Origin of the sequence: Flavonifractor sp. An100 (assembly GCF_002161175.1) — a bacterium.
GTDB lineage: Bacteria > Bacillota > Clostridia > Oscillospirales > Oscillospiraceae > Lawsonibacter.
The window spans coordinates 83,431-99,897 of the sequence record NZ_NFMA01000004.1 but is presented as its reverse complement, the minus strand read 5'-3'; the positions used below and the strand labels follow the sequence as shown (position 1 = coordinate 99,897).

Here is a 16,467-nt window from a genome sequence, read left to right as displayed (position 1 = left end):
CCTTGACAGGAGGTCCCTATGCTGGACAAGCTGATAGCAATTGAGGCCCGATACAGCCAGATTGAGGCTCGCCTGGCGGCGCCGGAGACCTATGAGGACCCGGCCCAGGTGGCGCAACTGAATAAGGAGCAGACCCAGCTGCAGCCCCTGGTGGACACCTTCCGGGCGTATCAGAGGACCAAACAGGCCCGGGACCAGGCGAAGGAGCTGCTGTCCGATCCGGAGATGAAGGAGCTGGCCCAAGAGGAGTACCAGCAGGCGCTGGAAGACCTGGAACGCCTGGAGCGGGAGCTGCAAATTCTCCTGCTGCCCAAGGACCCCAACGACGGGAAAAACGTCATTGTGGAGATTCGGGCGGGGGTGGGAGGGGAGGAGGCAGCCCTGTTTGCCCACTCCCTGTACCGGATGTATTCCATGTATGCCGAGAGCCGCCGCTGGCACACGGAGGTAGACTCCGTGAGTGAAACGGAATTAGGTGGAATAAAGGAAATCTCCTTTACAATCGAAGGGGAGGGCGCCTACTCCCGCCTGAAGTTTGAAAGCGGGGTCCACCGGGTGCAGCGGGTTCCGGAGACGGAGTCCGGCGGCCGCATCCATACCTCCACCGCCACGGTGGCTGTGCTGCCGGAGATGGAGGCGGTGGACGTACAGATTAACCCCGCGGATATTGAAATGCAGGTGTTCCGCTCCTCCGGAGCGGGGGGGCAGCACGTGAACAAAACCTCGTCCGCCGTGCGGCTCATTCACCATCCCACCGGGACGGTGGTGGAGTGCCAGCAGGAGCGCAGTCAGTTCCAGAACCGGGATAAGGCCATGCGGATTTTGGCCTCCCGGCTCTATGAGGCCGAGCAGGAGAAAATTTCCAGCGAGTATACCGCCGAGCGGCGCGGCCAGGTGGGAACTGGGATGCGCAATGAACGGATCCGCACCTATAATTTCCCTCAGGGCCGGGTCACCGACCACCGGATTGGCCTGACCCTGTATAAAATTGACCATGTGATGGACGGGGAACTGGATGAACTCATTGACGCTCTGGCCGCCGCCGACCAGGCGGAGCGGCTGAAGCAGTCGGAGCAGTAAACGGTCCGGGAAGGCCAAACAATACAGAAAAGGAGAACAAAATCAATGGATTTATTTATTCACTATGAGGCACTGCCTCAGGGGAAGAGCCTGGAAGATGTGGTAGGAGAGCTTAACGAGGTGCTGGACGACCACGGCGTGGTCTGCGGCGGCGAGGCCGGGCACCGGCTGGACCTGGACCTTGAGGATGAAAAGGTCAACCCCAAGTATGCGCAGATGGCGGTGAAGGCCTATCTCCAGCGCGCCGGTTTTGCCCCCAGCACCAAGGTGGAGATCGGCGGCATGGAGATCGGGATTTTTGAGTAAAGGGGCGAGGAACCATGTATACCCATGTGATCTTCGACCTGGACGGCACCCTGCTCAATACCATTGATGACCTGGCCGATGCCTGCAACCATGTAGCCAAGCTCCACGGCTGGCCCACCCACACGGTGGAGGAATACAAATATTTTGTGGGCAACGGAATGACCAAGCTGGCCGAGCGGTTTGTTCCTCAGGACTGGCGAACCCCGGAGGGAGTCCGCCAGGTGTTGGGGGAGTTCATGCCCTATTATGACGCACATAAGGAGGATAAAACCGCCCCCTATCCCGGCGTTCCGGAGGCCGTGAAGGCGATGAAGGACGGAGGAGTTTGCGTAGCGGTGCTGTCCAATAAGGCGGACCAGATGGCCGGTCCGGTGGTGGAGCACTATTACCCCGGCCTGTTTCCGGTGGTGCAGGGGGCGCTGCCCGATGTACCCACCAAGCCTGACCCCACACTGCTGCACCGCCTGATGGAGCGCATTGGCGCCAAGGCGGAGAGCACCCTTTTTGTGGGAGACAGCAATGTGGATATTCGTACCGCGAAAAACGGCGGTCTGACTAGCTGCGGAGTGCTCTGGGGCTTCCGTACTCGGGAGGAGCTGGAGGCGGAGGGAGCGGATTTTGTGGTGTCTGATCCCCGGGCTTTGACAGAGCTGGTGCTGGGCCGTGGATAAGTGGATGGTAGAGACAGAGCGCCTGGGGCTGCGGGAGATGACGGACGGGGATTTTCCTGCCCTGTGCCGTATGCTCCAGGATGCCCAGGTGATGTATGCCTATGAACATGCCTTTCCCGATGAGGAGGCCTGGGAGTGGCTGCGCCGGCAGCAGGAGCGCTACCGCCGGGACGGCTTTGGCCTGTGGGCGGTGGTGGAAAAAGAAACCGGAGTTATGGTGGGCCAGTGTGGGCTGTCCTGGCAGAGTCTGGGAGACGGACGTCAGGTGCCCGAGGTGGGCTATTTGCTGGAACGGGCGGCCTGGCACAAGGGCTATGCCACGGAGGCAGCCCGTGCCTGTCGGGACTACGCCTTTGAAATCTTAGGGTTTGAGGAAGTATATTCCATCATCCGGGACAATAACCTGCCTTCCCAGGCGGTCGCCCGACGAAATGGTATGACGGTCCGTGGGAGCTTTGTGAAGCACTACTACGGTATGGATATGCCCCATCTCATTTTTTCTGTCAGCCGTCATGAGCGGCCAGAAGGAAAAACGGTATGGAGCGAGAAAGAGGAGTCCTAACTTTGATTACAAAACAGTTGACAACCAATGATGTCCGCCAGGCCGCTGAAATTCTCCGTGCGGGGGGCCTGGTGGGTATCCCTACGGAGACGGTATATGGCCTGGGTTCAGATGGACTGAACTCCGAGGCGGTGGGGCATATCTTCCAAGCCAAGGGCCGCCCCCAGGACAATCCGTTGATTCTTCATATCCCGGAGGCCTCTTGGCTGGAACGTTACTGTCAGGAGATCCCCCCATGCGCCTGGGATCTGGCAGAACGGTTTTGGCCCGGTCCTATGACCATGATTTTAAGACGGAAGCCCCTGATCCCCGATGTAGTGACGGCAGGATTGGATACCGTGGGCATGCGCTGTCCTGCCCATCCGGTGTGCCGAGAGATCATCCGTCTGGCGGATGTGCCGGTGGCTGCTCCCTCTGGAAACACCTCTGGCCGGCCCAGTCCCACCACAGCTGGGCATATGCTGGAGGATATGGACGGAAAAATTGAAGCCATTGTGGATGGAGGTCCCTGTTCGGTGGGGGTGGAGTCCACCATCATTGATCTGACCTGCACACCGCCCCGTTTGCTTCGTCCCGGCGGCATTACCCTGGAGCAGTTGGAGAGCGTATTGGGCGAGGTCGTGGTGGATCAGGCAGTCACCCGGCTGATGACGGCGGGGGAGAAGCCAAAAGCCCCCGGAATGAAATACCGCCATTATGCCCCCAAGGCTCCGGTGACCGTGGTGACCGGAGAGCCAGCCAAGAGCGCTGCTTACATCGCGTCCCATGCCGCTGCGGAGGATGGGGTCATCTGCTTTGACGAGTTTTTGCCCCTGTTCACGAGACAGTCTGAGACGAGGCCTGTCATGGACCTGGGCCCGGCTGGAGACAAAGAGGAACAGGCCCGGCATATTTTTGACGCTCTGCGCCAGTTTGACCACACCCAGGTGACCGCCATCTGGGCACAGTGTCCGGACGATTCCGGCATTGGTCTTGCCATTACCAACCGGCTGAATAAGGCCGCAGGGTTCCATATCATCCAGGTGTGATCCTGTACTTTGCATTTGGTTGAGATAGCTCTTTTCGGACCCGGTGCGGAAGCTGTTTGAGTAAAAATGAGGAGATGTTCGTATGACCATCATCGGAATCACCGGGCCCACCGGCGCAGGGAAGACCACCGCCTTGGGTGAGATCAAAAAGCTGGGGGGAGCGGTCATTGACTGCGACCAGGTCTACCATGAATTACTGGAAAGTAATTTTACTTTACAGAGCTATCTGGAAGATGCCTTTGGGCCTCTCCGGGATGAGAGCGGGTCCATCGATCGAAAGAAGCTGGGGACCATCGTGTTTGGGGACCGGGCGAAGTTGGAACAGCTCAACGCCATTGCCCAGCGGGCTACGGTAGACAGGACCCACGCCTTGGTGGAGCAGTACCAGGCAGATGGAAAAACATTGGTGGCCATCGATGCCATCGGCCTGTTGGAGAGCCAGCTGAAGAACCAGTGCACCGCCACGGTAGCCGTTTTGGCACCTCCGGAGGTGCGGGTACGGCGGATCATGGCCCGGGAGGGCATTTCGGAGGAATACGCCTGGTCCCGGGTCCGGGCCCAAAAGAGCGACGACTATTTCCAAACCGGCTGTGACTATACACTTTTCAACGACTGCGCCGGAGCGGAGGAATTTGCGGCCCGGTCCCGGGCGCTGTTTGAATCGATTTTGAGGAACAACATACAATAGGCAAAAAGGAGGTTTTTTCAATGGATGAAACCAAGGAGCTGACTCGGGGTGAGCAGCTGCGGAAAGCTCTGAGCAGCCAGAAAAAGAACGGCTATGACCGGCTGCTGCCTGGGGAGCTGGAGGCTATGGAGGCCTACTGTACGGGCTACAAGCAGTTTTTGGACGCTGGCAAGACGGAGCGGGAGTGTGTGGACCGTACCATTGCCCTGGCGGAGAATGCGGGGTTCCGCCCCTATGCCCGGGGTATGGAGCTGAAGCCTGGGGATAAGGTGTACCGGGTGAACCGTGGAAAAGCCATCATGCTGGCGGTTATGGGCCGAAAGGGCCTGGAGGAGGGCGTGAACATCGGAGCGGCCCATATTGACTCTCCCCGCCTGGATTTGAAGCAGAATCCCCTGTATGAGAGCGACGAGCTGGCTTTTTTGAAAACCCATTACTATGGCGGCCTGCGGAAATATCAGTGGGTGACCATCCCTCTGGAGCTTCATGGTGTGGTGGCACTGAAGAGCGGCCAGGTGATCCGGGTGTCGGTGGGTAACGGGGAGGGAGATCCCCTCTTCACCATTGACGATCTGCTGCCCCACCTGGGTTCGGAGCAGTCCAAGAAGGCGCTGGGCGAGGCCATTCCGGGTGAGAGCCTGAACATTCTGGTAGGCAGCCGTCCTCTGGCCGACGATGAGGGCAGCGACCGGGTGAAGCTGTCCGTGCTGGAGCTGCTCAACCGGAAGTACGGCATTGTGGAGGACGATTTTATCTCCGCTGAGCTGTCGGCTGTCCCGGCCTTCTCCGCCTGTGATATTGGCTTTGACCGCTCTATGATCGGTGCCTACGGCCACGATGACCGGGTATGCGCCTATGCGGCCTTGGCGGCTCTGCTGCAGCTGGATGTGCCGGAGCGCACAGCCATCTGCATGCTGGCGGATAAGGAGGAGATCGGCTCTGAGGGCGTCACCGGTATGAAGTCGGCGGCTTTCGACACCTTTATGGCCGACCTGTGTGCTGGTCAGGGGGTACTGCCCCGGGTGTGCTACGAGAAGTCCTTCTGTCTCTCCGCCGATGTGACGGCGGCGTATGACCCCAACTTTGCCGATGTGTATGAGAAGCGCAACAGCGCCTTTGTCAACTACGGCATGGGACTGTGCAAATACACCGGAGCCCGGGGCAAGTCCGGGGCTTCTGATGCTTCGGCAGAGGTGGTGGCCTATGCCCGGCGGGTGCTGGACATGGCCAATGTGGTCTGGCAGATGGCCGAGCTGGGCAAGGTGGACGCGGGCGGCGGCGGCACGGTTGCCGTCTACATGGCCGAGCGGGATATCGACACCCTGGACGCCGGCGTGCCGGTGCTGTCCATGCACGCCCCCTTTGAGACGGTGGGTAAGCTGGACTGCTATATGACCTACAAGGGCATGAAGGCGGTTTACGAAGCAAAGTAAAGAATATGCATAAACCCGGGACCATTCCATGGTCCCGGGTTTATTTTTGATAAAGATTACTTCAATTTTCGCTCCAAGCGCCACACCCGGATGGCCAGCACCAGACAAACAATGGCGCCCGCAGACTGGACCAGGGGCCAGAACCAGGTGGGGAATGGGAAGGAGGAGGCGACCAGAATAGCTGTGGGGCCGTCCGCTCCGCCAATGATCCCGTAGGTAGAGGCCAGAGGTGCAGTGAGCTGGAGGGCCTGGAGGTAGATGAGGCAGCCCAAGAGGATGACCGGTTCATAGGCCAAATACACACAAATGACGATAAGCAACCATCGCAGCAGGTGCAGATACCGCCGGGCCGTATGCTTTTGGGACTGGTCCATGGCCTGAGAAACCACCTTCCCAGCCTCGTCCATCGTCAGGCTTTCCGCCTGGCTGCGTTCTCCCTGAATCAGCTCCACCAGAGAGACGCCCAGCAGCTGGGCCAGGGGCTCCAGCAGTTTGACGTCAGGAAAGCCCTTTCCCGTCTCCCATTTTGAGACCGCCTTGTCCGTCACATTCAGACGGTCAGCCAGCTCCTTTTGAGTCAGATTTTGTTCCTTGCGCAGCTGGGCCACAAAGGCCCCGAATTTTTGGTTATCCATATGTCTCCTCTTTCCTTGGGTGTGGGATTCTATGTGACATCATAGAGGACAATGGGGAAAAAGGCAACCTACGAAAAGTAGAATGGATAATTTTAGGGCGGTTTGGAGTAAAAATGCCTCCCAAGAGGTAGACTAAGGGGGTAGTTTAAAGGAGGGGTTTTATGAGCGAAGAAGAACGCGGACAGGAACAGCCCCAGGCACCGGACACCCAGGCGTTGGTAGATTTAGGGTCATCGCTCATCCGCACAGAGAAGGGGAGCATCTATGTGCTCACCATTGTGGGGCAGATCGAGGGCCACCAGCTGCTGCCTCCCACCAGTAAGAGCACCAAATATGAACATGTGCTCCCTCTGTTAGCCATGGTGGAAGAGAGCGAGGACATCGATGGATTGCTGGTGCTGCTCAACAACGGCGGGGGAGATGTGGAGGCGGGACTGGCCATCGCTGAGTTAATCGCCTCTATGTCTAAGCCAACCGTGTCCCTGGTGCTGGGGGGAAGCCACTCTATTGGGGTGCCGCTGGCGGTGGCTGCAAAAGAGTCTTTCATTGCTCCTTCGGGAGCGATGACCATCCATCCGGTGCGGCTGAATGGTCTGGTAATAGGGGTGCCTCAAACCTTCTATTATTTTGAACGTATCCAAGAGAGGATTATTCAATTTGTTACGGCCAACAGCAATATAAAGCGAGAAGCCTTTACAAAGCTAATGCTACAAACTGGAGAGCTGGCCGCGGATGTGGGAAGTGTGATCTATGGGGAAGAGGCGGTGGAGCTGGGACTCATTGACCACATTGGTGGCCTGTCCGACGCGTTGGAATGTCTGCACCGATTGGTGCGGGAGCGCCGGGAGAGTTCCGGGGAGGGAGCATGATCTCCTCCCCGGAGCTCTTTCCGAAACCGGGTGAAAAAGACTGGAATTATACGGCCCATTGTGCTAATATAGTATTTGTGATTTTATTGGCATAGCGCCGTAGGAGGTACATATCGTGTCCTATCTCATGTCGGCTGTTCTTGGCTTTGTCCAGGGCGTAGCTGAATTTCTGCCCATCTCCAGTTCTGGGCACCTGACGCTGTTGCAGCACTTTTTTGGCATGGAGGAGCCGGATAACCTATTTAATATCCTGCTCCACTTTGCCACGCTGATGGCGGTTTGTGTGTATTACATCCAGGATGTGTTGGAGATGATTGTGGAGTTTTTCCGCGGGATCGCCGCTGTGTTTTCCCGGAATCCCTCTCGGGGGCATCCCCCGGAGGCCCGTCGCCTTGTGTTTTTGATCATTGTGGGTACACTGCCCCTGTTTGTGGTCCTGCTGGTGAAGGACTACGTGGAGGCCCTGGGGAGCAATCCGGTGTTTGTCAGCTGTGCTCTGCTGGTCACCGGCTGCATCCTGTTTTTCTCTGACCGGATGTCGGGCGGGCGGAAAAATGCCCGCAGTGCCACGGTAAAAGACGTGTTGTTGGTGGGCTTGGCCCAGGGCTGTGCCACCATTCCCGGCCTGTCCCGGTCCGGCTGCACCATTTCTGCCGGAGTGGCGGTTGGCTTTGACCGGAAGTTTGCCGTTCGGTACTCCTTCCTTATGTCCCTGCCTGCCGTGCTGGGCGCCACCATCCTGGAGGTAAAGGATGTGCTGGGCGCTGAGGGCGGCCTGCCGGAGGGCGTGCTGCCCAAGTATCTGCTGGGTATGGTCATCGCCGGAGTGGTGGGCTATTTTGCCATCCGCCTGGTGAATCTTCTGGCGGATAAGGGAAAATTCGGAGCCTTTGCCTATTATTGCTGGGCCGCCGGATTGATCTCCCTGGTCCTGATTTTGCTGAAGGCAACCTTCGTGGCCGCTCCGGCCGTGTAATCGGGGCAAACTGGAAAGGAACGAGAGAGTCATGGCAAGGACCCAATCAAAATCATCGGGCAGCCGTTCCTCCTCTGGAGGACGGCGTCCCTCCTCTGGCTCCAGCGGCAAGCGTACGGCCAGCCGAAAGAACACCGCCCCGGCGCCCCGGCCCTTTCGCCGGGAAGCAGGGGCGGCGGTCTGTTTGCTGCTGGCTGTGTTTTCTGCCTTCGGGTATTTCCATATGGAGGCAATCTTCATTGACTTTTTCTGCGGCCTGATCAAAGGACTGCTGGGGTATGGATTCTGGCTGATGCCCCCCGCTCTGCTTTGGGGCGCCTATATCTTGGCCTTCCATCGGGGGCGTCCGGTGCGCCTGCGCCTGACCTGTGCGCTGCTGCTGCCCCTGGTCTTTTCCTGCCTAGTCCATGGGCTGATGGTAGAACCCATGGCTTGGGATGCTGGACTACTGAAATCTCTGTGGAGCAGTGGAGAAGCACTCAAGTCTGGTGGGGCTGTGGGCGGGGTACTGGCCCAGGGCTGTGTGTCCCTGTTTACCAGCTTGGGCTGTACCATCCTTTTTGCGATGGCCGGAATCCTCATGGGTCTGGCTGCCTGTAACCGGACACTGTTGGATGTGGCGGATTGGATCTTTAACCGTCCCCGTTACGAGTACGAGCCGGAAGCGGAGCCGGAGAGGCCCCGCCGCCGTGCAGGCCGGGAGGAACGGGCAGCCGTGAGCCAACCGGTGGAGACGGAGCATGTTCGCCGTGTAGACATTGACATCCCGGTGGACGATGGGCCGGTGCAAAGGCCGGAGCCTGCCCCGGTACCGGAGCGGAAGCGCAGCTTCTTTGACCGCAAGCCGCGGGTGCCCTCTCCGGACCAACTGCTTACCGGGAAAAAGCAGCAGCCCCTGGCCCAGCCGGAACTGGAGGAAGGGAAGGAAGAGACCTTTGTCAGCGAGCCTATTGTAGCGCCCAAGCCCATTCCCGTTGTGCCTCCCGTCTCGGTGGCTCCTCCGGAACAGCCGGTGGACAAGCCTGCGGAGCAGCCGGCTCAGCCAGTGCAACCGGCCGCTCCGGCGCCTACTCCTGTTGCCTCTCAGCCGGAGAGCAGCGGAAAGGTCAAACGCCAGGAGGTGGAGCAGGAGGCGGCCCAGGTGGCCCAGGATATCCAGGGCAGCTTGGAGCAGGGGAGCAGCGATTACCAGTACCCGCCCCTGTCCCTGCTGAAGGAGGGCCCCGGAGACATCGGAGGAGAGGCCTTGGCGGAGCTCAACGCAAACCGGCAGCGCCTGGCAGACACCATCCACTCCTTTGGCATCGACGCCAATATCACCAACGTCACCCGGGGTCCCTCGGTGACCCGGTACGAGCTGGAGCTGGATCAGGGGGTGCGGTTAAATAAGCTGACCAACTTGGCCGACGACATTGCGCTGGCTCTGGGAGCCACCGGAGTTCGGATTGCGCCCATTCCGGACCAGATTTCCATGGTGGGAATTGAGGTGCCCAACAAGCTGGTCTCCCCGGTGAATATCCACTCGGTGATCGGTTCCAAGGCCTTTACGGATAGCGCCTCCAAAGTGTCCTTCGCTGTGGGGAAAGATATCGGAGGCAATCCCATTGTGGGCAACATCGCCAAGATGCCCCACCTGCTCATTGCGGGTACCACCGGTTCCGGTAAATCGGTGTGTACCAACTCCCTGATCATCTCCCTGCTCTATAAAGCGACCCCGGAAGAGGTGCGCCTTATTATGGTGGACCCCAAGATGGTGGAGCTGGGAATCTATAACGGAATCCCCCATCTGCTCATTCCTGTGGTCACTGACCCCAAGAAAGCGGCCGGAGCCCTACAGTGGGCGGTGACGGAGATGATGAAGCGCTACCGGGCCTTTTCTGAGGTGGGGGTCCGGGACCTAGCCTCCTATAATGCATTGGCCGCCAAGACCGAGGGGATGGAAAAGATGCCCCAGGTGGTGGTCATTATCGACGAGTTGGCTGACCTGATGCTGGTGGCTGCAAAAGAGGTGGAGGAGTCCATTTGCCGGGTGGCCCAGATGGGCCGTGCCAGCGGGATGCATTTGATCATCGCCACCCAGCGTCCCTCGGCCGACGTCATTACCGGCCTGATGAAGGCCAATATCCCCAGCCGTATTGCCTTTGCGGTGGCCTCCAGTTTGGAATCCCGGATTATTTTGGACATCACCGGGGCAGAGAAGCTGGTGGGACGGGGCGATATGCTTTACTTCCCCCTGGGGGCCGGGAAACCTACCCGGGTTCAGGGCTGTCTCATCACCGACCAGGAAGTGGCATCGGTGGTGGACTTCGTGAAAAAGAGCGGTTCGGCCCAGTATGACGATGCGGTCATGCAGGAGATCGAGCAGCACGCCGCGGAGAAGGAGAAGAGCGGCAAGGGCGTGGGCGGCCCCGCTCCGGAGGACGGAGATGGGGAGTTCGACGAGCTCATCGATGCGGCTGCCGAAGTGGTAGTGGAGACGGGTCAGGCCTCTGTGTCCATGCTCCAGCGTCGTCTGAAGCTGGGGTATGCCCGGGCTGCCCGTCTGGTGGACCAGCTGGAGGAAAAGGGAATTGTAGGCCCCTTTGAGGGCTCCAAGCCCCGTCAGCTGCTGATTACAAAGGAACAGTGGCAGGAGATGAAATATCGAAACGGTGTCACAACCGCTCCCCAGTCCGATGGGACAGCGGTCCAAGAGGACCTCCCGCCCTTTGATGTGGAGGATGCTCTGGACCGGACGGAGGAAGATACGCTGTAACCCCAAGGAAATATTTCATTTTCATTAAAATTCCCCCCAGACCCTTTACAGAAAAGGGCTTTTGGAGTAAACTAAACCTAGTTGAGAGAAATAGGAGGTGATCCCGATGGGAGAGATGGACTTTACCCGGAAATTCAGTCTAGGAGACCAGCGGGACCTGGAGATTAAGACGATTTTGTCCACTGTCTATCAGGCGCTGCAGGAGAAGGGCTATAACCCCATCAACCAGATCGTGGGGTATATCCTGTCCGAGGACCCCACCTATATCACCAACCACAACAATGCCCGGGCTCTGATCCGCAAGGTGGACCGGGATGAGCTGTTACAGACTCTGGTGAAGTATTATTTGACCCACTGAGGCTGAAAACTACAAAACAAACGCCCGGCATATTCAGCCGGGCGTTTTTCTATCAAGGGGGAGGCGGAAGGAATGAAAATTTTGGTCAGCCGGTGTCTGTTGGGGGAGCCCTGCCGGTACGATGGGAGGGGAATGCCATCGCCTGGAGTAGTGGCTTTACAGCAGGCAGGGCACACTCTGGTGCCGGCCTGTCCCGAGGTGCTGGGTGGACTGCCCACGCCCCGTCCGCCGGCAGAGGTGCAGCCGGATGGCCGGGTGGTAAACCGGCTGGGAGAGGATGTCACCGGGCAATACCAGAAGGGGGCGCAGTCTGCTTTGGAGCTGGCGGTGTCCCAGGGCTGTACGGTGGCCGTTTTGAAAGCCCGTTCCCCCTCCTGCGGAAGCCGGCAGATCTATGATGGAACCTTCACAGGGACGAAAATCCCCGGACAGGGAATTACGGCTGGATTGCTGCGGAAGGCGGGGATTCAGGTGCTGGATGAGGAGGAGCTGGAGGGCAGCGGTTTACTGTAACAGTCAAAACGAGGGCAAAAATCCATCGAAAGCGGTCAGACGATAAAAAATTTCGCTTCCCTTTAAGCGGTATGAAACCTCCCACCCCGGAGATACTGAAAGCACAGTATCACCGAGGGCGGGAGGTTTTGTTTTGTGCAGCACAAGGTAGAGATCTGTGGGGTGAATACCGCCAAACTAAAGGTGTTAAAAAATGAGGAAACGCAGGAGCTGCTTCGTCGGGCCAAGGCGGGAGATCAACGGGCTAGGGAGGAGCTGATTTCAGGAAATCTGCGCCTGGTGCTGTCTGTGATACAGCGCTTTGTCAATCGTGGGGAGAACGCCGATGACCTGTTTCAAGTTGGCTGCATCGGCCTAATTAAGGCCATTGATAATTTCAATACGGACCTGGACGTAAAATTTTCCACCTATGGCGTACCGATGATTATTGGGGAAATCCGCCGCTACCTTCGAGACAACAGTACCATGCGGGTGTCTCGGGCCATGCGGGATACCGCTTACCGAGTCCTTCAGGCTAAGGAATCGTATATGGCCCAGCATCAAAAGGAACCTACAGTGGAGGAAATTGCGTCCATGCTGGGGCTGAAGCGGGAAGAGGTCGTCTTTGCCCTGGACGCTATTTTGGAGCCGGTGTCCCTCTATGAGCCGGTTTATTCCGACAGCGGAGACACCATCTGTGTGATGGACCAGGTGCGGGACAGCCGGAACACGGACGAAATGTGGCTGGAGCACATTGCTCTGAAAGAGGCGGTATCCCATTTAAATGAGCGGGAACGTAAAATTTTGGCCATGCGATTTTTTCAGGGGAAGACCCAGATGGAGGTCTCCAATGAAATTGGAATTTCGCAGGCCCAGGTATCCCGGTTGGAAAAAACCGCGTTGCGACAAATTCGGAAAGAGATGTAAAAAGAGAGCCGTCCAAACTTTTGGACGGCTCTCTTTTTCAAGTATGAAATATTACGCAGCAGCAGAGGTCTTTACGTCGCCTTTCCGGGCGATCCACTCCCGCCACAGGAAGATGGCCAGGAAGAGGATGGCGACCACGATGCCCACAGGGTAGGCAATGGAGGTGGACATGTTCAGACACTCCGGAGCCTGGATGAAGTAAGTCACCGACACCGCAGACATGAAGGTGGCGGGCAGAGCGCACATAAAGCAGGCCACAGGGGGGAAGCCGTTGCGATGGAGATACACAGCACCGGCCCACAGAACCATCATAGCCAGTGTCTGGTTGGACCAGGAGAAGTACTTCCACAGGGTGGCGAAGTCACCCCACTGGGTAATCAGAGCGCCTACGCCCAGAACAGGCACAGAGAGAAGCAGGCGGTTCTTCCAGTGGGACTGGTCGATGTGGAACCAGTCGGCAATGGTCAAACGGGCAGACCGGAAGGCTGTGTCGCCGGAGGTGATGGGGCAGGCAATGACGCCCAGCAGAGCCAGGATGCCGCCGATGGGGCCCATCATAGCCCGGCAGATGGTGTTGACAGCTTCGGAACCACCAGCGGTTACCATCACTTCGTTCAGATCAGCCACATTGCCGTAGAAGGTAACACCGGCAGCGGCCCACACCAGGGCAATCACACCCTCGGCGACCATGGCGCCGTAGAACACCTTGCGGCCCTCTTTTTCCGAGGTCATGCAGCGGGCAACCATGGGGGACTGAGTAGCGTGGAAGCCGGAAATGGCGCCGCAGGCTACCGTAACAAACATCTGAGCCCAAATGGGGGTGCCGTCCGGATGGCCCATACCATCTACACCGACGTACTGCCACATTTCAGGCATGGCAGAGCGGTAGTTGCTGTCTACCAGCATCACACCCATCAGACCCAGGGCCATGATGATAAGGCAGGCACCAAAGATGGGGTAGAGCTTGCCGATGATCTTATCAATGGGAAGGAAGGTGGCGATGAAGTAGTAGATCAGGACAACAACCAGCCAGAAGGAGGCGTTGAACTGCTCAGGAGTGAGGGAGGCCAGCAGAGCGGCGGGGTTCTTGGAGAAGTTGACGCCCACCAGAATCAGCAAAATGACGGAGAAGACCCGCATGACCTGGAGCATGAACTTGCCCAGATACATACCAACGATCTCGGAGATGGAAGCGCCATCATGGCGTTCACTCATCATACCGGACATAAAGTCGTGGACGCCGCCGCCCAAAATGGTACCAAAAACAATCCAGAGGTAGACGCGGGGACCCCAGCAGGCACCGGACAGAGCGCCGAAGATGGGGCCGAGGCCGGCGATGTTCAGCAGCTGAACCAGGAACAGACGCCAGGTTTTCATGGGGGTGTAGTCTACCCCGTCGGGGTGGGCCACAGCGGGGGTCTGCCGGTCGTCAATACAGAAAACCTTTTCAATGAGTTTGCTGTACAGAGCAAAACCCACCAGCAGGACCACCAGGGAGACTAGGAACGTGATCATGTTGTTTTCCTCCTTTTCAATTTGCTTTTTCCTCCCCGAAACAGCACAAAAAAAGCCCTGCTTCCTTCCAGGCGGGGAAGAAAAGGGCAGGGCGGCACAGCTTTGAGACCGCCCTTCAAAGGCGGCTTCATTATAGCACGATGCATTAGAAAATCAAGCCGAGAATATTGAAAAAAGAAGGGAGATTTCGGAAAAAAACTGGTCACAATTAACAAAATATGGGACATTAACCCAGGGCCACATCCAAGATCATCATGATCAGAAAGCCGGTCATCACGCCAAGGGTACCGGTATGGCCGCCTTCGGACAGTTGAGCTTCCGGAATGAGCTCCTCCACCACCACATAGAGCATGGCACCCGCAGCAAAGGAGAGCAGCCAGGGCATTAGGGGCTGCACGGAGCCGGCAATGAGTACGGTGAGTACAGCGAAGATGGGCTCCACCACACCGGAGGCAGCCCCTAGTAGGAAGGAGCGCGTCCGGCTCATCCCCTCCTGCCGCAGTGGGAGCGAGATGGCGGCTCCCTCGGGGAAATTTTGAATGCCGATGCCCAGAGCCAAAGCGGTGGCAGCCGGAAGAAGGGAGGGATCACCGTTTTGTGCGGCCAAAGCAAAGGAAATGCCCACTGCCATTCCCTCCGGGATGTTGTGGAGGGTGACAGCCAGCACTAAAAGAGCGGTTCGCCTGGGCGTACCGTGGCCGCCGGCACAGCGGAAGGACTCCGGGGACAGGTGGGGAAGGAGATAATCCATAGCCAGCAAAAAGGCAATGCCGATCATGGAGCCTCCGGCAGCGGGCAGCCAGGGCCTCATGCCCATGCTCTCGGCCTTTTCTATGGCAGGGATGAGAAGAGACCACATGCTGGCGGCGATCATAACGCCGGCAGTAAAGCCCAGCATGGCGCGGTGGAGGGTGGGGGAGGAGCGCTCCCGAAACAGAAAAACCATGGCAGCCCCGGCAGCGGTCATCAGACAGGTAAAACCAGTCCCGCCGAAGGTCCACAGAAGAGCCTGAGTCACGAAATGTACATCCTTTCTCGATGGTCACGGTGCCTGAGCAATGACAGGCGCCTATTTCGGTTGCTTCCACAGTAGGCTATGCCGAGAGAGGGCTGGAGGTGCAGCAGTCAGGGGAGCAATGCGAGAAACAGGCGGGCCAGCCAGTACCCTAATCCCAGGCAGGCAGGGAAGGTGAGCAGCCAGGCCAGCGCAATCCCCCCTGCCACAGACCAGCGCAGGCTGCCCTCTGGGGCAGCCCCCAACAGGGCCGCTGTGCGGGTGTGGGTGGTGGAAACGGGCAGGCCTAAGAGGGTGGCCAAAAGAAGGCAAGGGATGCTCCCCAGGTCGGCGGCAAAGGCATCGCGGCAGGTTAGGGACACCATGTCCTGTGCTACGGTGTCAATGATGCGCCGCCCGCCCATTCCAGTGCCGAGCGCCATGCACGCGGCGCATCCGCCCATAAGCCAAATGGGAACCCAGAAGGTCTGCTCCTGACTCTGCCCCTGGGCTAAGGCAGCGCCCAAAAGAAAGACTCCCAAAAACTTTTGCCCGTCCTGGGCGCCGTGAAGAAAGGCTGTACAGGCGGCCCCTGGAATCTGCAGGAGGGCACATAGGCGGTTGGGCAGGCGCATCCGAGTTAAGTGGTGCCGGGCCCGCCGGGCGGCAAAAAAGCCCAGAGCCGTCGAGACAATCAAACCGAGGAAAACCTTGTGCCAGCAATCCCAGCGGATGCAGGAGATACCGCCCTCCAAAGCGATGGCGGCTCCGGAGATCCCGGCCACCAGAGCGTGACTCTCGCTGGTGGGGATGCCGAAGCGCCAGGCAGCCACAGCCCAAAGGACAATGGCGGCCATGGCAGCGCATAGAGCAGTAAGCGCCGCCCGGGAGCCGCCGTTGAAGCTGGCGATGGAGTAGATGGTCTCCGCCACAGAGGCGTTGACGGAAGTGACGCAGAGAACCCCGGCAAAATTGCATACCGCCGCCAACACAACCGCCCGTCCAAAGGGCAGCACTCCAGTGGCCACCACTCCGGCGATGGCGTTGGGGGCGTCGGTCCAGCCGTTGACCAGGAGGACAGCCAGGGTGAGGGTGGTGGTCAGCGCAAGGGCAGGCTGATGGCAGAGCTGATCAAAAAAGTCAAAAAAAGAAAGGGGCATGGAACCACCTCCATACCC

17 protein-coding genes are annotated in these 16,467 nt (G+C 58.5%); 13 read left to right on the top strand and 4 right to left on the bottom strand.

The annotated features are described in order from the left end of the window. Positions 1 to 18: 18 nt before the first annotated feature. From prfA to B5E43_RS03840, 7 genes are all read left to right on the top strand, one after another. Positions 19 to 1,080 (top strand): peptide chain release factor 1, encoded by a 1,062-nt coding sequence (gene prfA, locus B5E43_RS03870; RefSeq protein WP_087393822.1) that lies wholly within the window; start codon positions 19 to 21, stop codon positions 1,078 to 1,080. A gap of 45 nt (positions 1,081 to 1,125) precedes the next feature. Beyond that, entirely contained in the window at positions 1,126 to 1,386 is a 261-nt protein-coding gene (locus B5E43_RS03865; RefSeq protein ID WP_087393821.1) for a hypothetical protein, read from the top strand. 14 nt (positions 1,387 to 1,400) lie between these two features. Next, entirely contained in the window at positions 1,401 to 2,057 is a 657-nt protein-coding gene (locus tag B5E43_RS03860; RefSeq protein WP_087393820.1) for an HAD-IA family hydrolase, read from the top strand. A 4-nt stretch (positions 2,058 to 2,061) separates the two neighbouring features. Then, on the top strand, positions 2,062 to 2,619 hold the full coding sequence (locus B5E43_RS03855) for a GNAT family N-acetyltransferase (RefSeq protein WP_087393819.1): 558 nt from the start codon (positions 2,062 to 2,064) through the stop codon (positions 2,617 to 2,619). Positions 2,620 to 2,621: 2 nt separating this feature from the next. Then, positions 2,622 to 3,647: an L-threonylcarbamoyladenylate synthase gene (locus B5E43_RS03850; RefSeq protein ID WP_087393818.1), complete on the top strand. Its 1,026-nt coding sequence runs from the start codon at positions 2,622 to 2,624 to the stop codon at positions 3,645 to 3,647. An 82-nt stretch (positions 3,648 to 3,729) separates the two neighbouring features. After that, on the top strand, positions 3,730 to 4,335 hold the full coding sequence (coaE, locus tag B5E43_RS03845; protein WP_087393817.1) for a dephospho-CoA kinase: 606 nt from the start codon (positions 3,730 to 3,732) through the stop codon (positions 4,333 to 4,335). Positions 4,336 to 4,355: 20 nt separating this feature from the next. Continuing rightward, positions 4,356 to 5,768 (top strand): aminopeptidase, encoded by a 1,413-nt coding sequence (locus B5E43_RS03840; protein WP_087393816.1) that lies wholly within the window; start codon positions 4,356 to 4,358, stop codon positions 5,766 to 5,768. 56 nt (positions 5,769 to 5,824) lie between these two features. Here the strand turns inward: B5E43_RS03840 and B5E43_RS03835 are convergent, their stop codons facing one another. Continuing rightward, entirely contained in the window at positions 5,825 to 6,403 is a 579-nt protein-coding gene (locus B5E43_RS03835; RefSeq protein WP_087393815.1) for a helix-turn-helix transcriptional regulator, read from the bottom strand. A 161-nt stretch (positions 6,404 to 6,564) separates the two neighbouring features. Here B5E43_RS03835 and B5E43_RS03830 point away from each other — a divergent pair, with 161 nt between their 5' ends. The 6 genes from B5E43_RS03830 to sigG all read left to right on the top strand — a co-directional run bounded on the left by B5E43_RS03830 (position 6,565) and on the right by sigG (position 12,780). Next, positions 6,565 to 7,272: an ATP-dependent Clp protease proteolytic subunit gene (locus B5E43_RS03830; RefSeq protein ID WP_087393814.1), complete on the top strand. Its 708-nt coding sequence runs from the start codon at positions 6,565 to 6,567 to the stop codon at positions 7,270 to 7,272. Between the two features lie 115 nt (positions 7,273 to 7,387). Continuing rightward, positions 7,388 to 8,248, top strand: coding sequence for an undecaprenyl-diphosphate phosphatase (locus tag B5E43_RS03825; RefSeq protein ID WP_242964697.1), 861 nt, complete (start codon positions 7,388 to 7,390; stop codon positions 8,246 to 8,248). A gap of 31 nt (positions 8,249 to 8,279) precedes the next feature. Continuing rightward, positions 8,280 to 11,003 carry a DNA translocase FtsK gene (locus B5E43_RS03820; RefSeq protein WP_087393813.1) on the top strand — a complete coding sequence of 908 codons (2,724 nt, stop codon included), beginning with the start codon at positions 8,280 to 8,282 and terminating at the stop codon, positions 11,001 to 11,003. Between the two features lie 106 nt (positions 11,004 to 11,109). Beyond that, the gene (locus B5E43_RS03815; RefSeq protein WP_087393812.1) at positions 11,110 to 11,361 is read left to right on the top strand and encodes an IreB family regulatory phosphoprotein; all 252 of its coding nucleotides are present in this window, start codon (positions 11,110 to 11,112) and stop codon (positions 11,359 to 11,361) included. A 72-nt stretch (positions 11,362 to 11,433) separates the two neighbouring features. After that, positions 11,434 to 11,874, top strand: coding sequence for a DUF523 domain-containing protein (locus B5E43_RS03810; RefSeq protein ID WP_087393811.1), 441 nt, complete (start codon positions 11,434 to 11,436; stop codon positions 11,872 to 11,874). A gap of 135 nt (positions 11,875 to 12,009) precedes the next feature. Continuing rightward, positions 12,010 to 12,780: an RNA polymerase sporulation sigma factor SigG gene (gene sigG / locus B5E43_RS03805; protein WP_087393810.1), complete on the top strand. Its 771-nt coding sequence runs from the start codon at positions 12,010 to 12,012 to the stop codon at positions 12,778 to 12,780. Positions 12,781 to 12,831: 51 nt separating this feature from the next. Here sigG and B5E43_RS03800 read toward each other — a convergent pair whose 3' ends face one another. From B5E43_RS03800 to B5E43_RS03790, 3 genes are all read right to left on the bottom strand, one after another. Continuing rightward, positions 12,832 to 14,295, bottom strand: a complete 1,464-nt coding sequence (locus B5E43_RS03800; protein ID WP_087393807.1) for a carbon starvation CstA family protein — start codon at positions 14,293 to 14,295, stop codon at positions 12,832 to 12,834. 226 nt (positions 14,296 to 14,521) lie between these two features. Continuing rightward, positions 14,522 to 15,262 carry a ZIP family metal transporter gene (locus B5E43_RS03795; protein WP_087393913.1) on the bottom strand — a complete coding sequence of 247 codons (741 nt, stop codon included), beginning with the start codon at positions 15,260 to 15,262 and terminating at the stop codon, positions 14,522 to 14,524. A 158-nt stretch (positions 15,263 to 15,420) separates the two neighbouring features. Next, positions 15,421 to 16,449: an inorganic phosphate transporter gene (locus B5E43_RS03790; protein WP_087393805.1), complete on the bottom strand. Its 1,029-nt coding sequence runs from the start codon at positions 16,447 to 16,449 to the stop codon at positions 15,421 to 15,423. Between the last annotated feature and the right edge of the window lie 18 nt (positions 16,450 to 16,467).